Origin of the sequence: Brevibacillus sp. IT-7CA2 (genome assembly GCF_949767855.1) — a bacterium.
In the GTDB taxonomy this organism is placed as follows: domain Bacteria; phylum Bacillota; class Bacilli; order Brevibacillales; family Brevibacillaceae; genus Brevibacillus.
In genome coordinates this window covers 563,766-589,555 of the sequence record NZ_CATKQT010000022.1, presented here as the reverse complement: position 1 = coordinate 589,555, position 25,790 = coordinate 563,766, and the positions used below count along the sequence as shown (strand labels likewise).

The window sequence follows — 25,790 nt, the reverse complement described above, 5'->3', positions numbered from 1 at the left end:
CCATTACCCCCTATTCATCATTGGAATGGTCCGTAAGCAATCTGCCAAGGTTGATCCAGTTTTCTTCCATCAAAGAAGAGGCAAGCTGACTGTTGTTGTCTCGAATCGCTTCGATGATTCTGCGGTGCTGTTCTACTGATTCCACCCCTTCTAAGGACCCGAACCGAGCAAATTCCAAACGCCGAATTTTCGGTACAACTCGCTCAAGTGCCAGGTAGATTTCACGATTCCCCGCAGCCTCGAGGATCACGTCGTGAAAGCCATCATCTGCTTCAATCGCTTTGATCACATCTTGTTGTTCGAGTGCGACCTGCAGCTTTTCATTCCACTGCTCCAGACTACGGATGACCTCCGATTCAGATGGCATCGCCAATCGTGCTGCCAACCCGTGCAAGGCTGCAACAACAGGAAAAGCGTTCTTCGCCTCCTTTTCAAGTAAGGGTGACACCCGTGTTAGAGAGCCGGGAACAGATTCAATAAGCCCTTCGTCCTCCAACCGTTTGAGCGCTTCTCTCACAGGTGTTCGACTCACGCCAAATAAAGCCGCCAGTTCGTTGTCGTTGACTCTTTGTCCTGGCTTTAGCTCTAGGATGATGATAGCTTTCTTCAAGCCTTGGTATACCTGTTCGCGTAATGAGGGGCGTTCGATTTGTTTGATTAGGTTTGTATCCATAAAACCAATATATTGGTTTTATTTAATTCTGTCAATTTCAAATATTTCGATATATAGGAGTCGCGGTTTGAATGGCAGGTATCTCATACAAAGTTGTTTAGTCTTCTTCCGCGTGCGTGATTTTGAAAAGCGAATGATTTTCCCCCCTCGAACTATTAGCCGTTATACCAAACGTACAGAAAAAGAGACTGCCCCACCAGTATCATTTACGAATGGGATAGCCTCTTCATTATTGAACGTAACTCTATGATCCTGCCGGAGGGCTACAGTACTCTCGAATCATCTGCTCCTTCATCTCTTCCACCGGAAACCCTTCTGGATAAGTCGTCATCATCAGCATTGCGCCTTGGAGCGCCGAAGAAAAATAGAGTGATCTCAATCTGGGCTGCTTCACGCCTAACTGTTTGAAGATCCGGCACTGCACTTCAAACTGCCTAAGTGACTCCTCATTTAACTGCTCTCTGTAAGAAGCAAGTACCCGATCATCTTCGGGCTGCGTTTGCAAATTCAAGTAAAAACGATAGACATCCGGTCGCTGGTAGACGTTATCAAGCGCACCGTCGACAATATGGCGCAGCTGTTCGTGCGGCGTTGCAAGCTTCGTAGCAGCCTCCATCACTTCTTTTACTTCTTCGATCCGTACCTGGACCATCGCGGCGAGAAGCTCTTCTTTGCCTTTGTAATAATTGTAAAGCAGTCCCTTCGATATCTGGGCCTGTTTGGCTACATCGTCGATTGAGGTCGCGTGGTAGCCTTTTTTTATGAAAAGCGTCATCGCGGCTGCATGGATTTTGTCTTTTGCGGCTTGGCGAATACGTTCATTTTCAGCTGGGGTACGGGGCACGGTTCAGTCAATCCTCCAAAAATTCAGTGATAGCGCGGGCGATTTCTTCAGGATGCGTCAACGTTGGTTTATGATCGGCACCCGTAATCTCAATAAACCTTCTCTCCGGTAAAACTTCTTTAAAATATTCAGCCATCCGTTTCGCATCCAGGGCATCTTCCTTGCCGATTATCAAGCATGTTTGATTGGCTAATTCTTCGAGCCGCTCAATGGCAGGCGGCTGCGGCCATATGGACTCCCATGTCGACCACTCGGATATTTTTGCTAAATTATGCTTCGCCATCTCTACCAAAAGGTCCTTCTGCGGACTTCCCATCACGAGGCGGTACGGGCAGGCCGATAAGGAAAGCTCTACCATACGGTCAACATCCGGTTCTTCTTGGATTTTCTGCATCCATTCCGTGAATGGCTGACTCGATGTATAGCCTGTCAAACCTGGAGCAATCAGCACAAGTTTACTCACTCGCTGCGGATAGGTCAGCGTAAAATCCGTTGCAATTCGTCCGCCTATCGAGTGCCCTACGAGCGTGGCTTCGTCCAACTGGAAATGATCCATGACGGAAAGCAAATCAGCAACGTAGTTGGCTGTCTCTGTTGGAGACGGCGATTTTCCACATCCGCGTCCGTCGAAAGCGATGACCTGATAATGCTTCGCCAGAATCGGCGCGACAAACATCCAATCTCGCAAATCAGCACCGCCACTGTGCAATAGAATGAGTGGTTTTCCTTCCCCTGAAACCTCATAGTACAAATCCATCGGTGATCCCTCCGTGAATTGTAGATTTGGTATATGATCCCAGTTTATTATTGAATGAACGTTTAGTCAATAAAAAAACAAATGCATTCCCATACAAAACAAAAAGCCCTAATCAACATGATCAGGACTTACCTCTACACGTCAAACACAGAACAATCACGCCTCCGACTGAATGCGCTTCGCCTCAGCATACAGCACTTGAATGAACTTTTTCATATTGATCCGAATATCTGAATTCGGCGATGCGGCATTGCTCTTTAACTCCGCCATCTTCTTCCACACATACGTAAAATCAAAAAACTGCGAAGCGTAATTTTCGAACTTCCAATTCGAGAGGTCCGCAAGCCCAAGTGACGCCAAATGGTTCAGCGACTGATAAATCGCTCGACGGACTCTCTGCTCAGAAGCTTTGACAACCTTGGCGACTTGTGGATCGTCCACAGCTACTCCGAGCCGGTCCTGTGCTACTGCCACAAAGATCTCTTTCAGGGCCGGAAATCCATTTTTAAACGTATGCGTCTGTTCGTATCCATGCAAGAAGTCCAAAATCTCAAGCAAGTCATTGCTTCCATTGTCTCCCGCGATACCCAACTCCGTTAACAGAAACTGACCCGCCTCACGAAGTGGTTTGCCCTGTGACGGACGAAGTTGTCCGGAAGGCTGCTGGTCCACTTGCATGACGGCATTCAGTGATTTGTGAATGTCCCGTATCGAACGCTCGAGGCGAATTTTCTCGATCACTTTTTGGAGGATCGTTACGACTTCGATCTTGTTTACAGGCTTGATAATATAGTATTCGCTTCCAAGGGCGTAAGCTTGAGCTATCAAATCTTTCGTTTCTGCCTGAGAAATCATGACGATCTTTCCTGTGAATGTCGGCTTCACTTGGCGAATCGTCTCAATCCCATCCCGGTTGGGCATGAATAAATCGATCAGCAAAATATCTACGTTGCGTGCGGTTAACGTATGACCGTCTACCATCGAGCCGTCAGATGCTTCCCCCACGACTTCGCCCAGATTCTCGTCTTCTATGATTTCCGTCAACATGAGACGTACAGCATCATCGTCATCAACTAAATAAAACAGCATCTTCTCACTCTTTCTTCGTTATCGGATCAATTGGTAATCGCATGAGAAATGTTGTCCCCTTCCCATCTACTCCATCCTGTAAGGAGATTTCTCCTTGCCATTGTTCCACCAATTGTTGTACATAAGACAGTCCGATCCCTGTAGAGGGGTTGCCGGTTTGATCGTATTTCGTAGTAAAGCCAGGCTTGAACAGCAAGGCCTTTCGCCGTGGAGGTACTCCCGGTCCGTCATCGTTGATTCTGATTTCCACAAGATCGCCTATCCGATCAATTTCAATGGAAATGGCTCCTGTTTGCTGGATGGCTTCCACTGCATTTGCCACCAGATTATTGATCAGGGAAAGCATCATGAAAACGTGGTAGAGCGGATGTGTCCCCGAAATGGAAGCTGTGATTTGTATGTCCTTCTCCAACAAAGTTGCATACTTCATATTGCTTCGTTTGATAATGTCCACGATCTGGTGGATGTCCATGTAATCCGTGATGCTTTCATCGGATATCAGCTTGTGAAGCCCTGCAAAAATGCGTTGGTTGTCCTTTTTAATTTCGTGAACCTCGCCTGCGACAATCAATGCTTGCTTGGCAAAGCTCTCTACATTCGTGGCCACCTGTTCCTTATGAAGCTCCTGCAAGCCCTGGTAAAGCTCGAAAGACTTCATACTAATACTCTCGGCATTTTGCAGTGTTTTTTTCAGATGAATCGATTCCTCATACAAGGTGGAAATCAGCATAAGGATGTGTTCGTTCTGTTTTCTTGTCTGTTGCTCTCTCGACTGTGCTTCGTACAGCTTCATCATGTTGAGAAAACTAATCACGATAAAGCTGTGGGACAGAGCGATAACGAGCATCTCTTGCACCGCTTCCCATGTGAGGACGGTATCCAGCAGGACATGTTGCGAGAGAAACTCAATAAGGTCAGCCAATACCTCGATGACCATTCCCATCAATCCAACCAAAATTGTCCTGTTGTGTAAACGACGCATTCCGGTTAGATAAAACAGAACAGAATAAGCGAAATAAAAGAAAAAGCTAGAATAATGCGCTTGGAGAGAAGCCTCCCATGCTGTATGATACCCGGCGATGAGGTCAATCACCATCCGAAAGCATACGACCGTAATCCCCGTCAAAAAGCCAGCGAGAACAGATGGAATTCTTTGAAACAGTAATAAAAAGAAGAAAAAGGTAGGAGCTCCAAAGCTAATTCGAAATGTCTCATTGACGGGATAAAACTTCAACTCTCCTGCCAATGGGACCGTAATCAGCATGAGCGCCAGTATATACCAATCTCGTTTTACTTGTGTTTGTACACGCACGCCTTTCACATCCCATGTTGTTTCTTGATGCCCCTATCTATTTTTACCGAGGATACACATGTAGGACAAGTCTCAAAAAAAAATGTAACACTCAATTGAATCAATCTGTGAGTTTTTGTTTTATTTTGTAGGGTGGTTGTAAAGTGTTCATTATATGTATTTCGCGAGGCATGGAAGCGCTTTCTCTTCCTCTTTGCGTAAGAGCAGTGTATTCGATTTTTGGGGGGAAAGGCGTTGATTCAACAGGTTTTACTCGTGGATGAATTACAGCAATGGGTGGAACAATATCGTTCCAAGGCATCTGAAGGAAAATGTGCCAGTTATATCCCTGCTTTGGACAGAACGGATCCGAATCAGTTAGGTATTTGTATCATCGAGCCTACAGGAAAAATGCACACGGCGGGTGACTGGGAAGTTCCTTTCACGATGCAAAGTATTTCCAAAGTAATCAGTTTTATTGCTGCTTGCTGCTACCATGGTATCCCTTACGTGTTGGATCGGGTAGATGTAGAACCGACTGGAGATGCATTCAACTCCATTATCCGTCTGGAAATGAACAAACCAGGTAAGCCTTTTAATCCGATGATCAATGCGGGAGCGATTACGACATCTTCACTCCTCCCTGGTCAAACACCGGATCATAAACTGCGCTACTTGTATGCATTTTTCAGTAAAATTACAGGTGTTACACCAACGGTGAACGAGGAAGTGTTTCTTTCCGAATGGGAAAACTCTCACAGAAACCGGGCACTCGCCCACTATTTAAAGGATACCGGCTATTTGGCGTGCGAAGTGGAAGACGCTTTGGAGGTCTATCTCACCCAATGCTCGATTGAAGTAACCACCGAGCAAATTGCCTTGATCGGTCTCCTTTTGGCACTCGATGGCTACCATCCGATGCGCAACGAACAAGTTCTTCCGAAAGATGTCGTCCGTTTAGCCAAAGCACTGATGCTCACCTGTGGCATGTACGATGCATCGGGCAAATTCGCCGCGAATGTTGGTTTGCCAGCAAAAAGTGGCGTCTCAGGCGGAATCATGACGCTGGTTCCTCCTAACCGCAAACCACATTCACCATTTCAGGATGGCTGTGGAATCGGTATTTTTGGACCTTCCATTGATGGTTGTGGAAACAGTGTAGCGGGCGTTTCTTTGTTAAAACATATGGCTCAAGAATGGGATGTAACGATTTTTTAGAGAATACTAAGGAAAAATTCATAAGAAAATTCGAGGTGACACGATGCAACAATTCCTACTCGATGTAACAACTTCCGTAAACGATTTTTTGTGGTCCTATATTATCATTGTCATGCTAATCGCGTTAGGCTTGTTCTTTACCTTCCGGGGTAAATTTTTGCAAGTACGTATGTTACCGGAAATGATCCGTTCCATTAAAGAAGGGAGAGCGAAAGACGATGGCGGCATCTCCCCTTTCCAAGCTTTCGCTATTAGTATGGCCGCGCGTGTCGGTACAGGGAACATTACGGGAATTGCTATTGCGATCGCATTAGGTGGTCCTGGCGCCGTATTCTGGATGTGGGTCATTGCGATTATCGGTTCGGCATCCAGTTTTGTTGAGAGTACGCTCGCTCAGATTTATAAAATCAAGGATAAGAGCGGTTTTCGTGGCGGTCCGGCTTATTACATGGAAAAAGGGCTGAACAAACGTTGGATGGGCGCACTGTTCGCTGTCCTCATCACGCTTTCGTTTGGTCTCGTATTTAACGCCGTGCAATCCAACACCATCACGATTGCCTTTGAAAATTCGTTCGGTACCGATCGATTGACAATCGGAATTATCATGACTATCGCATTTGCATTGATTATTTTCGGTGGTGTGAAACGCATCGCAAAAATGTCTGAGTACATCGTGATTGTCTTGGCTGTGTTGTACATAGGTATGGCCCTGTTTATTGTGATGATGAACATCACCGAGATGCCTGCACTGATCACGTTGATTGTGAAAAACGCGTTTGGATTCGAGCAATTCGCTGGTGGAACCCTGGGTGCAGCTCTGATGCACGGCATCAAGCGTGGTTTGTTCTCTAACGAAGCTGGTATGGGTAGTGCACCGAATGCTGCGGCAACGGCAACAACGAGCCATCCAGTGAAGCAAGGTCTGATTCAAGCATTCGGTGTTCTATTCGATACCCTCGTAATTTGTACAAGCACAGCTTTCATCATTTTGCTGTCTGGCGCGTACACGCAACAAGGATTGAGTGGCATTGAGCTGTCCCAAGCAGCACTGAGCATTCATATCGGTTCCTGGGCTTCTGGCTTCCTTGCCATTATGGTTTTCCTGTTCGCCTTCAGTACTTTGATCGGGAACTACTATTACGGCGAGACCAACATCGAGTTTTTAAAGACAAGCAAAGCATGGCTCATGCTGTATCGTTTAAGTGTACTTGCCATGGTGTTGTTCGGATCAGTGGCAAAGGTACAGCTCGTATGGGATTTGGCCGATTTGTTCATGGGCTTCATGGTCATTGTCAACCTGATTGCGATTGCCATGTTGTCAAAAGTTGCGTATGCTGCGCTACATGATTATTTGGAACAGAAAAAAGCAGGAAAAGATCCTGTGTTCTACAAGGACAGTATTGAAGGTGTCGATAATATTGAAGCATGGGATGCTGCTCCATCGTCCAACAAATAGCTCTGCAAATCAAAACGAGAAGCCTGCTCAGTCAGCAGCTTCTCGTTTTTCATTTACAATCGCGGATCGATCTCTTTTTCCTTCGCCACTTCAAAGAGCATCGTTGCGACTGCTTTTTGATACTCCGTATTTTCTGGAGAAATGTCGTCGAATTTGAAACCAAGCATCCTTTCACCCAGCTTGTGTTCCTTCATCGAAGTCTTGAGCTTTTGCGTAATATTTTTCTGTTTGAAAAGCTTGCGGTACTTGTGTGGGAAACGGTAGTCGTATCCATAAATAATCGACATGTACTCCGGATTGCGAACCTTCATGGCAGGCACGACCTTCTGATCGATGAGCTCTGGTTTGATCACGATGCCTTCCATCTTGTTTTCCAGTGTAATCGTGGAAAAGTAACGTGCCGCTTGTTCATACGCATTCGGCTCAGACAAATCGATGGCAAGAAAATGATCGTCATTTACGAAGCGATACATATCGGATGTTTTCCAATCGGGCAATTGCTCGTCTCCATTCAAATAGACAGCCTTTAGAATGGAAAAAGGCTTGTAGTCAAGCTCCCCTTCTCCTGCATAGAGCTCCATCTGTTTTTGGTAAATGTGATAGGCCTCCAAATGCTTGTCGACAGGAACGTAACTCTCTTTGATTTCTCGCGTATACTTGTAGTTTTGATACAAGCTCGAACCGAATTTTTCCGTGAGCGCACTCTTGGATAGGTGGAACTGGTCTTTTTCGAATCCGCTCTCGTCATAGTTGTGAATGAGTTGGTGAAGCGCCTCTTCAAAACGGTTTTCCTGCAAAAATGCAAATTCACTGCCCAGCGCGGATTCGATTGGTTTGAACTGCTTTTCGATCAAGCCCTTCCCTATTGCACTCCACGGCAACAATTCGCCATCTAAGATAAGCATCGCCATTTCATTCTGCTCCATATATTTGCGGAACCTTGCATGTAACTTGTCATAAATCGGTGACAAATCAACCTGATTGATGGCATAGCCATTTCTGCTGATCGCAAAGCATTTATCGCGATCAAGATGGAGATAGAGATTGCATCGCGAACCCATGTATTTCGGCTGCAACACGACCTGATGAATGCCTCGATTCGCGAAATAGTCCAGCCCCGCCTTCAAAGACTCCAACTCCTGAGTCGCCTCATCCTTATCCGCTGGAGGCATCGTTCCGGAAATAAAATTGACCTTATTTTGCGAGCAGTAACGGAGTCGACGGAGTTCTTCCTCTTCCAAATCTCCCATGGATACTTGTTTTTCTGCATGGAACAGGATCGGTAGCTCCTCTGTCATCACCCGATGCTCAGACTGAACCGACTTGAAAAACGGCTTGTGTGCGATCACGACGGATGTCAAAGCATTTCCGTGCACACATCCGGTATCGAGATGGAGTTTGTTCTTTTGGCGAAACGTTTTTTGTGCCGCGATATGTCCAAAAATATGGTACGGATGGTTACTGACTGCCTCAACCGTCAAAAATGCGAGTTGCTCTTCCAAAGAAGCTGTTCGGTCTATCCGAAAATTGCGTTGGCGCCGCAACGAATTCGCATCAAGCTTTCCGATATACTTCTTTTTGCAGGGAGCGTGAGTTACATAATAGGACGGGCCAGTCAGTGCGTTAGATCGATAAAACGGCTGAGCCAGCGTATACAGGTGATTGAACATCGCTGTTAATTCAGTGTCTTTTTCCAGGACGTGTGTGGAATCAAAATAAGTATCCAGTAGCTGTGGGTCTACCCCTTTTAGTTCCTTTCGCAAGTACTTGTAGACAAAATTTTCGTGGTTCCCGAGAACAAACAAGAAATGCTGTTGATTCTCGTATAGAAACTCAATGATCTCCCTAGTTTGCGCTCCTTTGTCGATCCAGTCCCCTGCTACGATGATTTTGGTATGCTGCACCTTGTCAGTCGAGATGAGACGATTGTCCTCGAGCTTGAATCCGTAGGTTTGCAGGAGACCTTTTAATTCATGGACGCATTCGTGAATGTCTCCGATGATAATGTATGTTTGATCTTTGGGAAGGATCGTAGCCAGATATGCATCCTTATTTTCGATCACGACATCATAACGAGGATTAGCCACCCCATCAGCTAGTGCGTAAAAATCTTTGTGCCGTATCCGGTGAATGTTGTGGTACCCTTCCTTTGATAATGCCCGGAGCACTTCTTGCTTCAACCGGAGAATATGGTTGGTAATCAGTTTTTTTGACCGTTCGGATGCATAGTAATCTTCCCGATTGCGATAATCAAAGAGGATCACTTCCAAGCGGTAATTGTTCTCTGCTGCGATTTCGCGGACTTTCGAGCGGAAGTCTTCTGCTAGTCCTGTTGTATCGACAACCACGAATTCGGCGTTGATCGGAAACGTGGTTACCAAGCGAAGCTTTTCAAACAGTAGCTGAAATGCCTGCTCACTGGCCTCCAGCATCACCTGATCATACTTGTCGTAATCATAGCCCAGCAGTTCCTGGCGAATGCTGTCCGAAGAAATGTATTGGACATTTGCTTTTACGTTTTTTTGTTCATCTTCAAATGAAAGCCTCGGCATGAGTACTTCCTTGGCAAAAGTCGTTTTCCCACATTCTGTGGGACCGACGAGCATAAAAATCGTGTGAACCTGTGTCTGTAACAGCATCGTTACGCCCCCTTTCTCTGGACAATGACGCCTTGTGTGGTGTGGATGTCGTTCACGCCGTCACCAATGGACACAAATTGCCCCTGCACCCCGGCTTCTTCCATGATCTCGGTCATCCATGCCTGGAACTCTTCTTGTCCCATTTCCCATTTATGATCGTCGTGGCGATAGCCTTCCAGCTCATAGAACTGATTAAAATCCGAGTTCGGTGTCGTAATGATAAAATGGTCAAAATCCAATCGACTGCAGATTTGCTTAATGAGCGCTCTCGCTTCATCTTTGCTCATATGCTCAATGACCTCAGTCAAAATGACATCTACCTGTTCACCGTTGTAATCCTGTAAAAACTGATCGAGCGAGGGAAACAAAATTAGATTCGAGATTTCTTTTTCCTCGGCCCTGCGTCTGACTAATTCCAGCGATTGTTCATCGATATCGATGGCATAGTAATACTGCGGCAGCTTGGTAGCGAACGGAATCGCATAAAAGCCTTCTCCGCAACCGATATCTACAATCGATTTGGTAAAAGGAAGCTTACTCGCGATGTAGTTTCTTCTCTGCAAACCGGTGCTGCCATACTCCAATTGAATGGGGTAGCGGCTCGTCTTCTCGATCTCGGTCTTGTACTTGCGATAGCGCTCTCTCGTTGTCAGGAAGTTGCGAGCGAACAGGCTTCGTATGTAAAAAGGTGCGTCGATGACATGGATGCTTTTGATGTATTTATCCAGGATGTTATCGGATATATCGATGTACTCTTTTCCGAACATACTCAAGAATAGACAGAGCACGCTCACGACGTGGAGAAGCTGATGCATACTCGTTCTCGTTGTGATGGTCAAAGCGTAGCTTTTATCGGCGTGGTGCTTGAGTTCAAAGGTGAAATCCTTGAGGTGCTTCTCAAAAAATGTCAGATACAGCAGTCGTTCGATGTGAATCATGTTAATGAAAAACACATGCTCGTACCCTTCTACATCCCGTTCGTCGTGTTGCTTCATCGGAGCGGAAAAAAATTCATTGATCGCATTTAACGGAAACAAGGGTGTATTGTACCGAGAGACATTCAAATATTCAAAATGCTCCTGTTCGGATTGTTTATAGGAGACCTCATTTTCTGCATCTTTAAAGTAAACGTTGTATGTATCCGTATTAGAAAACCACCCGTATGCGATACCTTTTCGAATGGATCGTAAACTCAGTCCAGAATTCGGATTTTTCTTGATCATGAACGAAAAGTCCGGGTTCTCTGATTGTAGCTGAACAATGGCCATACGTTGTCTCACCTCTGGAAAAGAAGAATCAATACCTACTGACAATCTTCGCTTTTTCATCCCATGCTGAACAGGGTAAAAGTATTACGACCTACCAAAAATTACAGGAACATTTGCTACGAGATGCTGTTCTTGGTATAGTGAAATCCGCGATAACAAACCAGCGGGAGGTGCGTCAGATGCCTTATTACAAGCCGATTGAGATCGCTCGCGAGCTACATATTAGCACGAGTGCTTTGCGCCATTATGAATCATGGGGAGTGGTTCCTGCTCCTGATCGTGCAGATAATGGTTATCGACTTTATACAGAAATCCATCTTGCCTATTTTCGTTGCCTGCGCGCTATGTTTCCCGGCTTTGGGGTCGCTGTCACCTGTGAAGTCCTTCGATCGCTTCAAAAAACAGATATGGATGCTGCCTTTTGGCTCGTGAATAAAGAACAGGCCAACCTCCAACAAGAGAAGGTCGCAGCAGACCAAACACTCGAACTATTGGAAAATCTCGACGTCTCCTTGCCCCCAAACAAAAAGTGGCGAAACCGCATGACGATTGGTGAAGTCGCTGCTTACACAGGAGTCACAACGTCTGCGATTCGCCATTGGGAAAAAGAAGGCTTGCTAGTACTGCCACGAGATCCTGAGAATGGCTACCGCCAATTCACTCCCCTGGATATTCGGAAGATTTTGCTTATCCGCACATTGCGCAATACGGTCTATTTTTTAACGAACATGAAAGAAATTGTACAAGCAGTCGAAAATCAAAGTATTGAGCAGGCCAAAAAAGTGACGGCAGATGCGATCAGAAGCATTCACGATCGCAATCGCCATCAGATGTACGGGGTTAGGCGGTTGGTTGAATTGTGTGAAGTATTGAAGCTCGTGTAATTATCTTCCTGTAAAACGCGGTGGAGTCTTGTCCAAGAAAGCTTTGGTTCCTTCCCGGAAGTCTTCGGTGGATGCCACGAGTCCGAAGTAGTCTGCGCCTAGAAGTGCGGACTCCTCTACTGTCAGGTTACTCCCTCGATGAATCGCATCCCACGTTAGTTTCACTGCCAGCGGAGACTGAGACAAAATTTCTAGGAGAAGCTCCTCTGTTTCTGCCAGTAGCCGCTCACGCGAAACGACCCGATTTACCAGACCCATTCGGTATGCTTCATCCGCATCTATCGCTGATCCTGTAAGAAGCAACTCCGCGGCGTGCACGATTCCGCGATTTCAAGGCCCCCGCCTAGCGCATAGCCGTTAATCGCAGCCACGATTACTTTTCCCAACGATTCGATTTGACTGGTTACCGAAACGGCCAACTGAGCAAAATCCCTTACTTCCAGCGGTGTCGCCTGATGCAGATACGAGATGTCCGCGCCGGCCGAAAATGCTTTTTCTCCCGCCCCTGTAAGGATGACCGCTTTCACACTGGGATCAGTTTTGATCCTGTCTAAGATGGTCGAAAGCTGATTAAGGACATCTCGGTTCAATGCATTCAATGCCTCTGGTCTGTTTAGCGTAAGGGTCACGATTCCTTTCTCATTCTTGTACAAAACAACCTCTTCAACGCTCATCTTTCCATCCTCCCATCGTTTTAGAAGCTACAGAAATAAAAAAGCACTATTTGACCAAGCAAACTTTTGGGCGATACCTGCATACTTTGCTCTCCAAATGAAAACTCCTTCTTCTTCCATATGCAAAATAAAAAAGGATGACCCCGGAGCTCCAACCATCGAAGCACCTTTACGGTCATCCCATTTCTTATTTCTTTTCTACGGCATGTCCACCAAATTCATTGCGCAAGGCTGCGACCACTTTTCCGTGGAACGTATCCTCGTCCAACGAACGGTAACGCATCAGCAAGGACATCGCAATCACGGGTGTAGCTGCCTGTAGATCCAGCGCGGTTTCCAGCGTCCATTTTCCTTCCCCGGAAGAATGCATGACCCCACGGATTTCATCGAGCTTGGCGTCTTTTCGAAAAGCTCGCTCTGTTAAGTCCATCAGCCAGCCTCGAATGACGGAACCATTTGCCCACACGCGTGCGACCTCAGCAAAATCGTAGTTATACTGGCTTTTCGCAAGTACCTCAAAGCCTTCCCCGATCGCCTGCATCATGCCGTACTCGATTCCGTTATGAATCATTTTCAAGAAGTGGCCGCTGCCCGCTTCCCCAGCGTACAAATATCCGTTTTCGACGTTAATGTCGCGAATCATCGGCTCGATATGAGTGAATGCTTCCCGATCGCCACCAATCATCATACATGCTCCGTGGCGCGCTCCCTCCATGCCTCCGCTCGTACCTGCATCCATGAAGTGAATGCCCTTTTCCTTTAAGCGAGCATAGCGATCTAACGATTGCTTGTAATGAGAGTTGCCACCGTCAATGACGATATCTCCGGCAGCTAGCAAGGTAGAGAGTTGATCAACCAATTGATCCACAATCTCGCCTGCCGGTACCATCAGCCATATTACGCGAGGTGTCGGCAGCTTCGCCACAGCGTCTTCCACCGAAAATGCTGGAATCGCACCTTCATGACTCAACTCTTCTGCACGCGTAGAATCTACATCATAGGCTACGACCTCATGCTGATGCGAGAGCAAATTAAGCGTGAGATTGTACCCCATTTTTCCTAATCCGAGGATCGCAAGTTTCATATCGTGTACCTCACTCCTTTTTGGATCATATCTTGTTACCACGTATTATAAGACAAAAATTTTCATCTTTCATCAAAAATGAAGAAAATTTTTTCGAACCTATGAAAAGGAGTCTGATTTTCCTTATACTATCAGTACAGATTCACAATGGAACGTTAGGAGGTACCTATTGATGAACGCTTCCACCCCGCATGCTCCTCGAGTGCTCACACAATTACGCGCCATCTATACGCAACTAAGCGGGAAAGAACAACAGATCGCCGACTATATTTTGGAGCATGCCAGTGAAATTATTCACTACTCTATCACAGAGCTAGCCGACCAATGCCAGTGTGCAGATGCTACCGTATTTCGTCTGTGTCGCAGGCTTGGATTTCGTGGCTACCAAGCATTCAAGATCGCCTTGGCGAGTGAAGTCACGAATCCGAAGCAAACGATTCACCAAGAAATCAATCTCGACGACGATGACGTCAGTGCGATTGCTGAAAAAATTTTCACAGCGAATATCGAGACGATTCGGGACACACAGCAGATTATCAATAAAGATGAGTTAATGAAAATCGTCTCCTGTTTGGAAAATGCTAGCCGGATCGAGTTTTATGGCTCGGGAGGCTCAGCCGTCATCGCGCAGGATGCGTACCACAAATTTATGCGGACAGGTATCCCTTGTCTCTATCATTCTGATGCTCACTATCAAGTGATGTCCGCCTCTCTGCTTACTAAAGGCGCTGTCGTCGTAGGCATCTCCCACTCTGGCTCCAATAAAGATATTTTGGCAGCCCTACAGGTTGCCAAGGAAGCCGGAGCAAAAACAATCGGAATCACAAGCTATGGGAAATCTCCTCTCGTGCGTCTGGCAGACATGTGCTTATACACGACTTCACGTGAAACGGTATTTCGTACAGAAGCCCTGTCCTCCAGGCTTGCTCAGCTCAGCTTAATTGATCTGCTCTATGTAGCCGTATCCTTACGGCGGCAGGATGATACGATCGCCAATATCCAGCACATCCGCGAAGCCATCTCACTCAAACGCCTGTAAATCAGGCGTTTTTTCTTTTGCTTGCGTCCTCTTGCAACTTGCAGGAGAAAAATGCAAATCATACAAGCATCATGTGAAGTGTTCAATTGTAAAATATTTTTTTCTTAATGCTTAACAAATGAAAAAAATTTCGATATAATCGCGTTATCTCCATGACAACACGTTGAAAGCGCATTCAATTAGGGGTGACTACTATGACACAAACCTACTTTATCGGGCTTGATATCGGGACAACCAGTACCAAAGCAATCGTTTTCACTCCTTCCGGCGCCATCCGCGGTACGGGAAATATCGATTATCAGCTACTCGTTCCCCAGCCGTCTTGGGCTGAGCAAGAGCCGGAGACGATTTTTGCTGCTGTCATCCAGGCATTGAAACAAGCACTGGAGCATGCAGGCATTGCCAAAAGCGAGATCGGTGGTATTGGCTTCTCTACTGCCATGCACAGTCTGATCGCTGTCGACCCGAGTGGCAATCCCCTGACGAACAGCATCATCTGGGCTGACAATCGGAGCGTGGTACAAGCAGATCGACTAAAAGCAGACGGTGTCGGTCATCAGATTTACTTAGCGACAGGCACACCCATCCATCCCATGTCGCCACTGCCCAAAATCATGTGGTTACGGGAAAACTTGCCAGATACGTTTCGGCGGGCAGCCAAGTTTATTTCGATCAAGGAGTATGTCATTTATCGGCTTTTTGGTGAGTATATCGTCGATTACTCTATTGCTTCCGCTACGGGGCTGTTCAATCTGAGAAAGCTCGACTGGGATGAGGAGGCGCTGCAAGTCGCAGGCATTTCCAAGCAACATCTCAGTGAACCTGTACCGACTACTCATATCCTGCGAGGAATGAAGATTCGTTATGCGGAAGAGATCGGGATCGATCCAGATACGCCTTTCGTCGTCGGTGCCAGCGATGGCGTTTTGGCAAACCTCGGCATCGGAGCCATTGATCACGGACAAGTAGCCATCACGATTGGCACGAGTGGCGCTGTAAGAACAGTTGTTCCAGAGCCGATCACCGATCCAAAAGGACGGACTTTCTGCTATGTGCTAACGGAAGATCATTGGGTGATTGGCGGACCCTCGAACAACGGTGGGATCATGCTTCGCTGGTTCCGAGACGAATTCAGCTGGCCAGAAGTGGAAAAAGCCAAACAGCTCGGCGTTGATCCCTATGAAGTCATGATCCAAGCTGCTGAGCATGTTCGAGCTGGTGCAGACGGGTTGCTCTTTCTCCCCTTCCTATCCGGCGAACGAGCTCCGTACTGGAACGCCCAAGCAAGAGGCTCCTTCTTCGGTATCGGCCTCCATCATAAGCGCGAGCATTTTATTCGAGCGGTTCTCGAAGGAATCTTGTTTAGCGTCTACAGCATCGGTATCGCCTTGCGCGATCTGGCAGGTGGAGCCAAGGAAATCCGTGCATCGGGTGGATTCGCTCGCTCGCGGGAATGGCGCCAGATTATGTCCGACATGTTCGGGTATGAAGTGCTGATTCCGGAGAGTCATGAAAGCTCGAGCTTTGGTGCCGCTCTCTTGGCGATGCATGCATTGGGGGCGATGGATCATTTGCAAGATGTGAAAAAGATGATTCATATTTCGCATCGCCATGAGCCAGATTTGGAACGATCCAGTGTTTATTTGGAGCTTTTCTATATATACGAGCGTGTTTATTACAACCTGCTGGAAGAGTACAAGCTGATAGCCGAATTCCAAAAGCGGTTGAACAACTAGAGACAACAACTAGGGAGGGTTCATCATGCCACTCGTCATTACACTGCTGTCCATCGTCTTCCTGCTCGTTCTCATTACTCGCTTCAAACTGAACCCATTTATCGCACTGTTATTGGCCGCTGGATTTGTGGGAATCGCATCCGGCATGCCGCTTGTAAAAGTTGTGGATTCAATTAAGGATGGGATGGGTGGCACTCTCGGCTTTATCGCGATCGTGCTTGCCTTGGGAACCATGCTTGGCAAAATGATGGCAGAATCTGGCGGTGCCGAGCGCATTGCCCGTACTCTCATCAATCGCTTCGGTGAGAAGAACGTACACTGGGCCATGATGTTCGTCGCGTTTATCGTAGGGATTCCGGTATTTTTCCAGGTTGGTTTTGTTCTCTTGATTCCACTCGTGTTTACGATTGCCAGACAAACAGGTGTCTCCCTTGTCAAAATCGGTATTCCGCTCGTAGCCGGCCTTTCTATCGTTCACGGGATCGTGCCACCGCACCCTGCTGCTATGGCCGCTGTCGATCTGTTTCAGGCGGATGTTGGTAAAACGATTTTGCTCTCGATCATTGTCGCGCTGCCTTCCGCGATTATTGCTGGACCACTCTACGGCAGTTGGATTAGCAAACGAGTCAAGACCAGCATCTCTCCAGAGCTCACATCCCATTTGGCGGAGCCAAAATCCGAGCGTGATTTGCCTAGCTTTGGGATTACCGTCTTCACCGTCCTGCTCCCTGTGCTGTTGATGTTGTCTGCAACGGTTGCAGATGTGACTCTGACAAAAGAACATACGATTTGCCAATGGGCTGATTTTATCGGAAGCCCGATTACGTCTCTGTTGATTGCCGTGATTGTTTCCTTCTGGACGCTCGGATTCAATCGTGGTTTTACCAAAGACGATATTCTCAAATTCACAAATGATTGCTTGGCTCCAACCGCGACAATCTTGCTCGTCATCGGCGCAGGTGGCGCATTTAACAAAGTACTGCTGAACAGCGGTGTGGGTGACTATATTGCTGAGCTCGCTACTGCGTCTGCGATCTCCCCTATTTTCCTAGGCTGGCTGATCGCGGCCTTGATCCGTGTGGCAACGGGCTCTGCAACCGTCTCCATGATGACGGCAGCAGGTATCGTAGGTCCGATCGCGCTACAAATCCCTGGAACAAGCCCAGAGCTTTTGGTACTGGCAACAGGTTCTGGCTCCCTGATCCTGTCTCACGTAAATGATTCCGGATTTTGGCTGATCAAGGAATACTTCAATATGTCTGTGCAAGATACGCTTAAAACATGGACAGTGATGGAGACCATTCTTTCTGTTGTGGCAATCATTTTGATCATGGGACTGTCCTATATCGTGTAACACGAAATGAAAAACAGGTCTTTCCATCCACATCGCTGGAGGTAAGACCTGTTTTTTGGCTGGCTGGGTAACTCGCTACTTCATTCGTTTGGCAATCGGATGATCTTCATTCAGCTCTAGCAAATCCCACAGGTTGCCATATAAATCCTGAAAGACCGCCACCATACCATACGGCTGTTCTTTTGGCTCTCTCACAAATTGGATTCCTCTTGCTACCATCTCATGATAATCTCGCCAAAAGTCATCTGTGTTTAAAAAGAGAAAAACTCTCCCACCAGCCTGATTCCCGATAAATAGCTCTTGCTCAGGTTTGGATGCTTTTGCAAGCAAGATCGTAGTGCCAACAGAACCAGGTGGAGATACGACAACCCACCGCTTGTCCTGTTCTGGCTGATACGTATCTTCCACTAAAGTAAAATGAAGCTTCTTGGTATAAAACTCAATGGCTTCATCATAATCTTTGACCACTAGCGCGATATGGACGATAGATTGAATCATGCTCTCGGTTCCTCCAGCTTCAAGTTTTTTTGGAATGAAATGATAGGTTTGGGGCACCCTATGCTTTGGGGCTGCACGTTTGATATAGCAGAACTTCCCAACACTAATCGAGGGAGTGACAATCTTGGCTACTAACAACGAACGCAATCACAACGATGCTGTTGACAACGTTGACAACAACGAAGCGAACATGACAGGCAGTGGAGCTGGTGAAGCTGTAGGAACAGTTGGCGGTGCTGCAGTAGGTGCTGCTGTAGGTTCTATTTTAGGTCCGCTTGGTACCATTGCAGGTGCCGTTGCCGGGGGTGCACTTGGCAACAAAATGGGAGAAAATGTGGCGGCTGACGGCAATGACACGTGGGATGTTGCGAATAATAATGCCGATAGAGACCGAACAGAATAAAGCAAGCTTCTTCTATGTTTAACAAAACGGGGTGCAGGGGCGAAACTTGCACCTCGTTCCCATTACTTACCGCACATACCCATTGCTTTACTCCTCATTACTTCTTATTTAAATAATCTTCTACTGATTTTCGCAAAAACTTGCCTGTCGCTTCTTCGATCATCTTTTTATTTTCTTGTTGTTGTTCCTTATCATTTTTTCTTTTTTTGCGCTTATCTTCCCTAGCCTCCAGTGTTCTTTTCCCATTCCTATTCGTTTTGTTTTTACTATCTGATTTTTTGCCACCATTATAATATTCGATGTCAGAATCATACCCAGTTATCGATCGTAATACTTGTAAGCTACGCCATATTTTCTCTTTATATTGTGGATAGATCTCTTTTACTGTTTCCTTGTATAAATTCCTTCCTATTCGATGGTTTTTTATCCGTGTCAGAGTTAGGGTCTGTGCCTCTAGTATTTTGCTATACTGGGCCATTTTTTGCTGAATACTTTCAATCTCATCCTCTTTCTTATTATCTAATTCTTCCATACATGTAGCAAACTCATTTGCTATGCTATCGAAGTTCTCTTTTTCTTTCTCAAACCTTTCCTCTTCTTCTTGTTGTACATCAAAAAATGGGTAGTAATCCGCCTCTATTTTCTTAAGAGTCATGTATTCGTTTCGAATTTTGTTTTTATCTAATTGATAAATAAATACACATTTTTTATCGTCACGTTCATCTAACTGGGAAATCCCTTCTGGAATAAACCTCATTTTTTCTGGCTTTTCTACATCACCAATTTCTTCAATCTCATCGATAAGAATTTTGTTTCGTTTCAGTTTGGCTGGCATGATTTCAAAAGTATTGGTGGACGAAGCTTGCCCCTTTTTAACCTCACCAAAATGAGCAACTGCATTCGCTTCTTCTCCCGTCCATTCTACCGGTTTTTGATTTTTCAAAAAGTCTGTAGGTAAGGATTGATGCATGGAGTAGCGAATCCCTTTTACTTTCTTAGCATCGAAATTATCGGAATCAATGTCATAGAGCTCCTCATTTCCGTCCTTATCGGAAAATGCGAGATTGAATCTTGCTGTGTGGCTTTTTCTCGTAAAATCCAAATTACCTTCATCCATTGTTTGAGAAAACTGTTCGAAAGAAGATTCACCCTCTGTTGGACTGGCAAATTTCCATTTCTTTTCATCTGTCTTGGTCATATCCGCCTTTGCATCCCATTTAAACGGAATCCTGACTGGTAGCTGAATTTCCCATGGCTTCGTTGAATCGACCTGTTTCAAAGCACCCAGCTTTACCAATTGTTCTTGATCCACACTAAAGTTCCATTGATCGTATTTCACCTCAACAGAGTACGTATACTCCGTACCTTTTCCCGCTCCCCGTAGCATTTTTTCAATCGTATTATTATAAGAATGCTCGTTGTTTTTCACATCCTGCGGGGCTATATTCCACGCTTGGTTCGCTTCGATTCCTCGTACAATCTGATAACCGACCAAGTGCCCCCCATCGTATGCGGTTTTGGCTGCATCATTTTTTCCATCCCGTATCAATCGCTCTTCTGTACCCAAATTGCCGATCGCACTTACAACAGAATCGCCTTTACGATCCTTTCTCGATGTGCCTTTTTTTACGATAGCAGTAACGGAATGAGGACGATCACATGTATCTCCTAATGCATCTGTCTTGGAAAAAAAGTGTTTATTTACGTTGTTCTCACCATATGTATCTTTCAACACGCCAAAAAAGGTAGGGAGGTCTTTATCTGCTCGCACAGCTGTAAATTGACCTTCATTATCCGGATTGTTATCATACTCATTTGTTGTGTAATCGGTTGGTTCAATACCCTTGAATTTACCTTGTATGACTGGTTGGTTATTTCTTTGCTTTTGGAGTAAATGGGTCATGGCTTTGTTTCCGATTTTTTTGGCGAGCTGCAAGACATGTGGCGTTGAGTTTTTAGCGCTTGGGGAATTTGAAGAATTTTCAGGGGTTTGACGATAACTTGCTTGCGAATCCTGATTTTGGAAAAACATCACATCACCTACCAGTACGATCATTTATCAAATCTTTTCTTATCATATCAAATTCTGTCTTCTTTCCCAATCCGATTGAAAGAAAATGGAACTCTATGACGTCATGGACAAGTGATTGGTTACCAAAAGAAAAAGCCGATGACTCACAAAATAAGTCATCGGCTATCCTCCTTATTTGCCCACAGAGACAAAAGGTTGCTCGGGCGCTTTCTTTTTCGGTGCTTTGGCATCGCCTTTCTTCTGACTCAATTCAAAAGCGGCCAAAATTGCCTCTTGGCGCTTCATACCGGATTTCTCCAACTCCTCCATCGTGGAGACGATTTGCTTGTAATCTTTTGGAATGACTTTGACAAACTGTTGGACGGTACGTTCCCACTCATCGAGAAGAGCTTGTGCATGACGGCTGCCTGTGTGGCTTACGTGGTTTTCCAGCAAGCGTTTGACTCGAGCGATCTCCCGTTGATCTTCCAGTGTCTCCAGGAGTACCATCTCCTGATTGCACATCGCAGCAAACTTCTCTTTATCCTCAGCCAGAACGTACGCTGTACCGCCTGACATGCCTGCTGCAAAGTTTTTGCCGACGGGGCCAAGAACGACGACGCGGCCTCCAGTCATATACTCGCAGCCATGATCGCCTACTCCTTCAACGACTGCCGTCACTCCGCTGTTGCGAACGCAGAATCGCTCACCAGCCATCCCGTTGATATACGCCTCACCAGACGTAGCTCCGTAGAACGCAACGTTTCCGATAATCATGTTGTGCTCGGGAGCGAATTTGCTGTTTTTCGATGGTGCGACCGCAATTTTGCCTCCAGACAAACCTTTTCCTACGTAGTCGTTCGCATCTCCCTCGAGATGCAGCGTGATCCCTCGTGGAACAAATGCCCCAAAGCTTTGACCTGCCGAGCCAGTAAAATGCAGGCGGATTGTATCCTCCGGCAGACCGTGCTCGCCAAAGCGTTTGGTTACCTCGCTGCCCAGGATCGTCCCGACCACGCGATTCGTATTGGTGATGGCGAGCTTTGCCTCTACCTGCTGCTGTTTATTCAATGCTGGCTTGCACAGCTTGAGCAGTTTTTGTCGATCCAGCGTTTCTTCCAGCTTGTGATCTTGGCTGCGTTGATGATAGCGGCCCACTTCCTCGGAGACATCCGGTTGGAACAAGAGCGCGGACAAATCAACATGCTTGGCTTTCCAGTGTTCTTTTGCCTTGTCGCTCATCTTCAGCACATGGCTCTGACCGACCATCGACTCGATGGAGTGATAGCCCAACTCCGCCATGATCTCACGAACTTCACGGGCAACGAGACGCATGAAATTCACAGCGTGCTGCGGATCGCCCTTAAACCGTTTGCGCAGCTCGGGATTTTGTGTCGCCACACCCACTGGGCATGTATCGAGGTGGCATACGCGAGCCATGACACACCCTATGGAAACAAGTGGTGCCGTAGCGAAGCCGAATTCCTCCGCACCGAGTAGAGCTGCAATGACGACATCGCGTCCCGTCATCAGTTTGCCGTCCGTTTCCAGAACCACACGGTCACGCAATTGGTTCAACAACAGCGTCTGATGTGTCTCAGCAAGTCCGAGCTCCCATGGCAGTCCTGCGTGCTTGATGCTTGATTTTGGGGAAGCGCCTGTGCCGCCATCGTGTCCACTGACGACAATGACATCTGCAAGACCTTTCGCGACACCAGCCGCAATCGTTCCGACTCCAGCTTTGGATACGAGCTTCACGCTGATTCGTGCACGTGGATTCGCATTTTTTAAGTCAAAAATCAGCTGTGCCAAATCCTCGATCGAATAAATATCGTGATGAGGCGGCGGCGAAATGAGTCCAACTCCTGGTGTCGATCCGCGTACTTCGGCAATCCATGGGTAGACTTTGCTTCCTGGCAATTGACCGCCTTCGCCCGGCTTTGCTCCTTGTGCCATCTTAATTTGGATCTCAGAGGCATTGACCAAGTAATGACTGGATACTCCAAAGCGTCCTGATGCGACCTGCTTAATGGCACTGCGTCGCAAATCTCCGTTTTCATCCATGATGTAACGTGCCGAATCTTCGCCACCTTCCCCGCTGTTGCTTTTCGCACCCAAACGGTTCATAGCGATTGCTAGCGTCTCATGCGCTTCCTTGCTGAGAGAACCGTATGACATTGCCCCTGTTTTAAAACGATGAACAATGGAGTCAACAGATTCTACTTCGTTCAGCGGGATCGGCTGTCGATTGGACTTGAAATCGAGCAAATGCCGCAGGGCTACGAATTGCTGTGCTGTCGCTTGCTCTGCATAGATTTTGTACTGCTCATAGCTACCTTCCCGACAAGCTTTTTGTAGGGCATGAACCGTCTTCGGATTGAACAGGTGGAACTCACCGTCACGGCGGAACTGAAAATCACTACCCGCCTCCAGTGCTTCCTCGGAATGCTCTGGCAAAAATGCTTTCGCATGGCGAAGCAAAGTCTCTTGCGCAATCACATCCAGTCCGATCCCCGAAATCTGCGAAGGCGTACGGCTAAAATAGCGATCGATGACGGCAGAATGGATGCCCACCGCTTCAAAAATTTGTGCGCCGCGGTAGCTCTGAATGGTCGAAATGCCCATCTTGGACATGACTTTTACGACACCTTCTACGGCTGTTTGCAGGTACACTTCGACTGCTTCGTCGCTAGTGAGATCCTTCAGCTTAGCCGATACAACCAATTGGTTTACACTTGAGATGGCGACGTATGGGTTGATCGCGTCGGCACCGTAACCAATCAGCATAGCGAACTGGTGTACATCACGTGGTTCACCGGATTCGATGATGATGCTCGCTTTGGTACGTGTCCCTGCGCGGACGAGATGATGGTGAAGTCCACTTCCAGCTAGCAAGGCAGGGATCGCAGCCAAATCATGATTCATACCGCGATCTGATAAAATCAGCAAGGAGTAACCAGCAGCAATCGCTTCATCCGCCGCAGCGAATAATTGATCAAGTGCCAGCTCTAGCCCCTTTTCTCCCCCTTGCGCCGCGAAGAGTATCGACAATGTTTTCGCCTTGAACTCTTGGTATGGGTTCGCGCGAAGCTTCGCCAGCTCTTGATTGGAGAGCAAAGGATTGGTCAAACGAATTCTGCGGCAATTGCTCGCATCCGGTGCAAGCAGATTTCCTTCCGCGCCAAGCACAGTATGAGTCGATGTTACGCAGGCCTCCCGTAGCGCATCAATCGGAGGATTCGTGACTTGTGCGAAGGACTGTTTGAAATAGTGGTACAAGAGCTGAGCGCGATCAGACAATACCGCGAGTGGTGTGTCTACCCCCATCGAACCAATGGGGTCTTTCTGCTCAGCCACCATCGGGGCAAGTACTTTGTCGACTTCCTCCTGTGTATAGCCAAATGCTTTTTGGTGCGCAAGCAGGCTATCTCCTTGCAGCTCCTCCGTGCGACCTACTGTCGGCAAATCCTCGATGGCATGCAGGTTATTTTTCACCCACTCCCGATATGGCTGTTCGCTTGCGATTTTTTGCTTGATTTCTTCGTCTGATACAATTCTGCCTTCTTCGAGGTCGACCAGCAGCATCCGTCCAGGGCTAAGCCGTCCTTTCTGGACAATCGTTTCATCTGGTACTTCGAGAACTCCAACCTCCGATGAGAAAATGATGGTATCATCTGATGTCACATAGTATCTCGCTGGTCGCAATCCGTTTCGGTCGAGAATTGCGCCGATGTGTCTGCCATCCGTGAAAGAAATAGCTGTTGGACCATCCCACGGCTCCATGAGGCAGCTATGATACTCGTAAAAAGCTTTCTTATTTTCGTCGATTCGCTCATCCTGATCCCACGGTTCAGGAATCATCATCATCGCGACATGCGGCAAGGAGCGACCTGCCAGCGAGAAAAACTCCACGCAGTTATCCAAAATCGCAGAATCACTGCCGGCCATATCAATGACTGGCACCACTTTTGCCAAATCAGCACCAAACGCCTCAGACTGGAACATTTTTTCACGAGCCATCATCCAGTTAATGTTTCCTTGCAAGGTGTTGATTTCCCCGTTGTGAATCAAATAACGATTCGGGTGTGCCCTCTCCCATGTAGGGAATGTGTTCGTGCTGAAACGCGAGTGAACGACTGAGAAGACAGAAGTATAAGAATTATCTTGCAAATCAAGGTAAAAAGCATCCAGCTGTCCTGGTGTGAGCAATCCTTTATAGACAATCGTACGCGAAGACATAGAAGCGGCGTAAAAATCAGCACCTGCTGCCCGTTCCACCTGCTTGCGAATGACGTACAGCTTCCGTTCAAATGCCATTTGGTCCGGTATATTCGAGCTGGCTCCGATGAATACTTGTCGGACATAAGGCTGACTCGCTACAGCGGTTTTGCCGATTTTCGTCGAATCGACTGGAACTGTTCTCCAGCCGAGCAGCTTTTGTCCCTCAGCTGCGACAATCGCCTCCAGCTGATCTTCATACTTTTGCCGCTTCTCCTCATCCATCGGAAGAAACAGCATACCTACACCGTATTTGCCTGGCGCTGGCAGCGTGATATTCAGCTCTTTACAGGTCTTTTTGAAAAAGGCGTGTGGAATTTGCGTTAAGATCCCTGCACCGTCTCCCGTTTCCGGATCACTGCCTTGACCGCCGCGGTGTTCCAGCTGGCACAGAATTTTCAGACCCTTTCGGACCATATCATGCGTCGATTTCGATTTCAAATTTGCAATAAAACCAATTCCGCAAGCGTCATGTTCGAAAATCGGATCGTACAGACCTTGCTTAGCAGGCATTCCTTGTATCGTCATGTATCTCCACTCTCCTTGCTCTCTCTGGTATGTACATTTTAGATTGAGTGAAACGATACAAACAAT

20 protein-coding genes are annotated in these 25,790 nt (G+C 46.9%); 7 read left to right on the top strand and 13 right to left on the bottom strand.

Annotation, left to right across the window (positions count from 1 at the left end; all coding sequences use genetic code 11):
* Positions 1-10 precede the first annotated feature (10 nt).
* The 5 genes from ACM6JA_RS15815 to ACM6JA_RS15795 form a co-directional block, all read right to left on the bottom strand.
* Positions 11-673 (bottom strand): GntR family transcriptional regulator, encoded by a 663-nt coding sequence (locus tag ACM6JA_RS15815; RefSeq protein ID WP_414853036.1) that lies wholly within the window; start codon positions 671-673, stop codon positions 11-13.
* 244 nt (positions 674-917) lie between these two features.
* The gene (locus tag ACM6JA_RS15810; RefSeq protein WP_414853035.1) at positions 918-1,517 is read right to left on the bottom strand and encodes a TetR/AcrR family transcriptional regulator; all 600 of its coding nucleotides are present in this window, start codon (positions 1,515-1,517) and stop codon (positions 918-920) included.
* Between the two features lie 7 nt (positions 1,518-1,524).
* A complete protein-coding gene (locus ACM6JA_RS15805; RefSeq protein WP_414853034.1) occupies positions 1,525-2,274 on the bottom strand; it encodes an alpha/beta fold hydrolase in 750 nt (249 codons plus the stop codon).
* A gap of 156 nt (positions 2,275-2,430) precedes the next feature.
* A complete protein-coding gene (locus ACM6JA_RS15800; protein WP_414853033.1) occupies positions 2,431-3,363 on the bottom strand; it encodes a response regulator in 933 nt (310 codons plus the stop codon).
* 4 nt (positions 3,364-3,367) lie between these two features.
* Positions 3,368-4,627, bottom strand: a complete 1,260-nt coding sequence (locus tag ACM6JA_RS15795) for an ATP-binding protein (RefSeq protein WP_414853141.1) — start codon at positions 4,625-4,627, stop codon at positions 3,368-3,370.
* Positions 4,628-4,894: 267 nt separating this feature from the next.
* Here ACM6JA_RS15795 and ACM6JA_RS15790 point away from each other — a divergent pair, with 267 nt between their 5' ends.
* Both ACM6JA_RS15790 and ACM6JA_RS15785 read left to right on the top strand, forming a co-directional pair.
* The gene (locus ACM6JA_RS15790) at positions 4,895-5,872 is read left to right on the top strand and encodes a glutaminase (RefSeq protein ID WP_035291144.1); all 978 of its coding nucleotides are present in this window, start codon (positions 4,895-4,897) and stop codon (positions 5,870-5,872) included.
* A 43-nt stretch (positions 5,873-5,915) separates the two neighbouring features.
* A complete protein-coding gene (locus tag ACM6JA_RS15785) occupies positions 5,916-7,328 on the top strand; it encodes an alanine/glycine:cation symporter family protein (RefSeq protein WP_414853032.1) in 1,413 nt (470 codons plus the stop codon).
* Between the two features lie 53 nt (positions 7,329-7,381).
* Here ACM6JA_RS15785 and ACM6JA_RS15780 read toward each other — a convergent pair whose 3' ends face one another.
* Together ACM6JA_RS15780 and ACM6JA_RS15775 are read right to left on the bottom strand one after the other, a co-directional pair.
* Positions 7,382-9,967, bottom strand: a complete 2,586-nt coding sequence (locus ACM6JA_RS15780; RefSeq protein ID WP_414853031.1) for a metallophosphoesterase — start codon at positions 9,965-9,967, stop codon at positions 7,382-7,384.
* A gap of 2 nt (positions 9,968-9,969) precedes the next feature.
* Entirely contained in the window at positions 9,970-11,235 is a 1,266-nt protein-coding gene (locus tag ACM6JA_RS15775) for a class I SAM-dependent methyltransferase (RefSeq protein ID WP_414853030.1), read from the bottom strand.
* A 179-nt stretch (positions 11,236-11,414) separates the two neighbouring features.
* Between ACM6JA_RS15775 and ACM6JA_RS15770 the strand changes: the two genes are divergently transcribed.
* Positions 11,415-12,119: a TioE family transcriptional regulator gene (locus ACM6JA_RS15770; RefSeq protein ID WP_414853029.1), complete on the top strand. Its 705-nt coding sequence runs from the start codon at positions 11,415-11,417 to the stop codon at positions 12,117-12,119.
* On the opposite strand, the gene ACM6JA_RS15765 is transcribed toward ACM6JA_RS15770, so the two are convergent.
* The 3 genes from ACM6JA_RS15765 to gnd all read right to left on the bottom strand — a co-directional run bounded on the left by ACM6JA_RS15765 (position 12,120) and on the right by gnd (position 13,877).
* Positions 12,120-12,377: an enoyl-CoA hydratase-related protein gene (locus ACM6JA_RS15765; RefSeq protein ID WP_414853028.1), complete on the bottom strand. Its 258-nt coding sequence runs from the start codon at positions 12,375-12,377 to the stop codon at positions 12,120-12,122.
* Between the two features lie 20 nt (positions 12,378-12,397).
* Positions 12,398-12,793, bottom strand: a complete 396-nt coding sequence (locus ACM6JA_RS15760; RefSeq protein WP_414853027.1) for an enoyl-CoA hydratase/isomerase family protein — start codon at positions 12,791-12,793, stop codon at positions 12,398-12,400.
* 187 nt (positions 12,794-12,980) lie between these two features.
* On the bottom strand, positions 12,981-13,877 hold the full coding sequence (gene gnd, locus ACM6JA_RS15755) for a phosphogluconate dehydrogenase (NAD(+)-dependent, decarboxylating) (RefSeq protein WP_069845130.1): 897 nt from the start codon (positions 13,875-13,877) through the stop codon (positions 12,981-12,983).
* 172 nt (positions 13,878-14,049) lie between these two features.
* On the opposite strand from gnd, the gene ACM6JA_RS15750 reads away from it, so the two are divergent.
* The 3 genes from ACM6JA_RS15750 to ACM6JA_RS15740 all read left to right on the top strand — a co-directional run bounded on the left by ACM6JA_RS15750 (position 14,050) and on the right by ACM6JA_RS15740 (position 18,006).
* Positions 14,050-14,916: a MurR/RpiR family transcriptional regulator gene (locus ACM6JA_RS15750; protein WP_414853026.1), complete on the top strand. Its 867-nt coding sequence runs from the start codon at positions 14,050-14,052 to the stop codon at positions 14,914-14,916.
* A 194-nt stretch (positions 14,917-15,110) separates the two neighbouring features.
* Positions 15,111-16,652, top strand: a complete 1,542-nt coding sequence (gene gntK / locus ACM6JA_RS15745; RefSeq protein WP_414853025.1) for a gluconokinase — start codon at positions 15,111-15,113, stop codon at positions 16,650-16,652.
* Positions 16,653-16,677: 25 nt separating this feature from the next.
* Positions 16,678-18,006: a GntP family permease gene (locus ACM6JA_RS15740; RefSeq protein WP_414853024.1), complete on the top strand. Its 1,329-nt coding sequence runs from the start codon at positions 16,678-16,680 to the stop codon at positions 18,004-18,006.
* A 75-nt stretch (positions 18,007-18,081) separates the two neighbouring features.
* Here the strand turns inward: ACM6JA_RS15740 and ACM6JA_RS15735 are convergent, their stop codons facing one another.
* On the bottom strand, positions 18,082-18,504 hold the full coding sequence (locus ACM6JA_RS15735) for a VOC family protein (RefSeq protein WP_414853023.1): 423 nt from the start codon (positions 18,502-18,504) through the stop codon (positions 18,082-18,084).
* Between the two features lie 190 nt (positions 18,505-18,694).
* Here ACM6JA_RS15735 and ACM6JA_RS15730 point away from each other — a divergent pair, with 190 nt between their 5' ends.
* Positions 18,695-18,907, top strand: a complete 213-nt coding sequence (locus ACM6JA_RS15730; RefSeq protein WP_414853140.1) for a hypothetical protein — start codon at positions 18,695-18,697, stop codon at positions 18,905-18,907.
* Positions 18,908-19,004: 97 nt separating this feature from the next.
* On the opposite strand, the gene ACM6JA_RS15725 is transcribed toward ACM6JA_RS15730, so the two are convergent.
* Positions 19,005-20,963, bottom strand: a complete 1,959-nt coding sequence (locus ACM6JA_RS15725) for a hypothetical protein (RefSeq protein WP_414853022.1) — start codon at positions 20,961-20,963, stop codon at positions 19,005-19,007.
* Between the two features lie 147 nt (positions 20,964-21,110).
* Positions 21,111-25,724, bottom strand: a complete 4,614-nt coding sequence (gltB, locus tag ACM6JA_RS15720; protein WP_414853021.1) for a glutamate synthase large subunit — start codon at positions 25,722-25,724, stop codon at positions 21,111-21,113.
* Between the last annotated feature and the right edge of the window lie 66 nt (positions 25,725-25,790).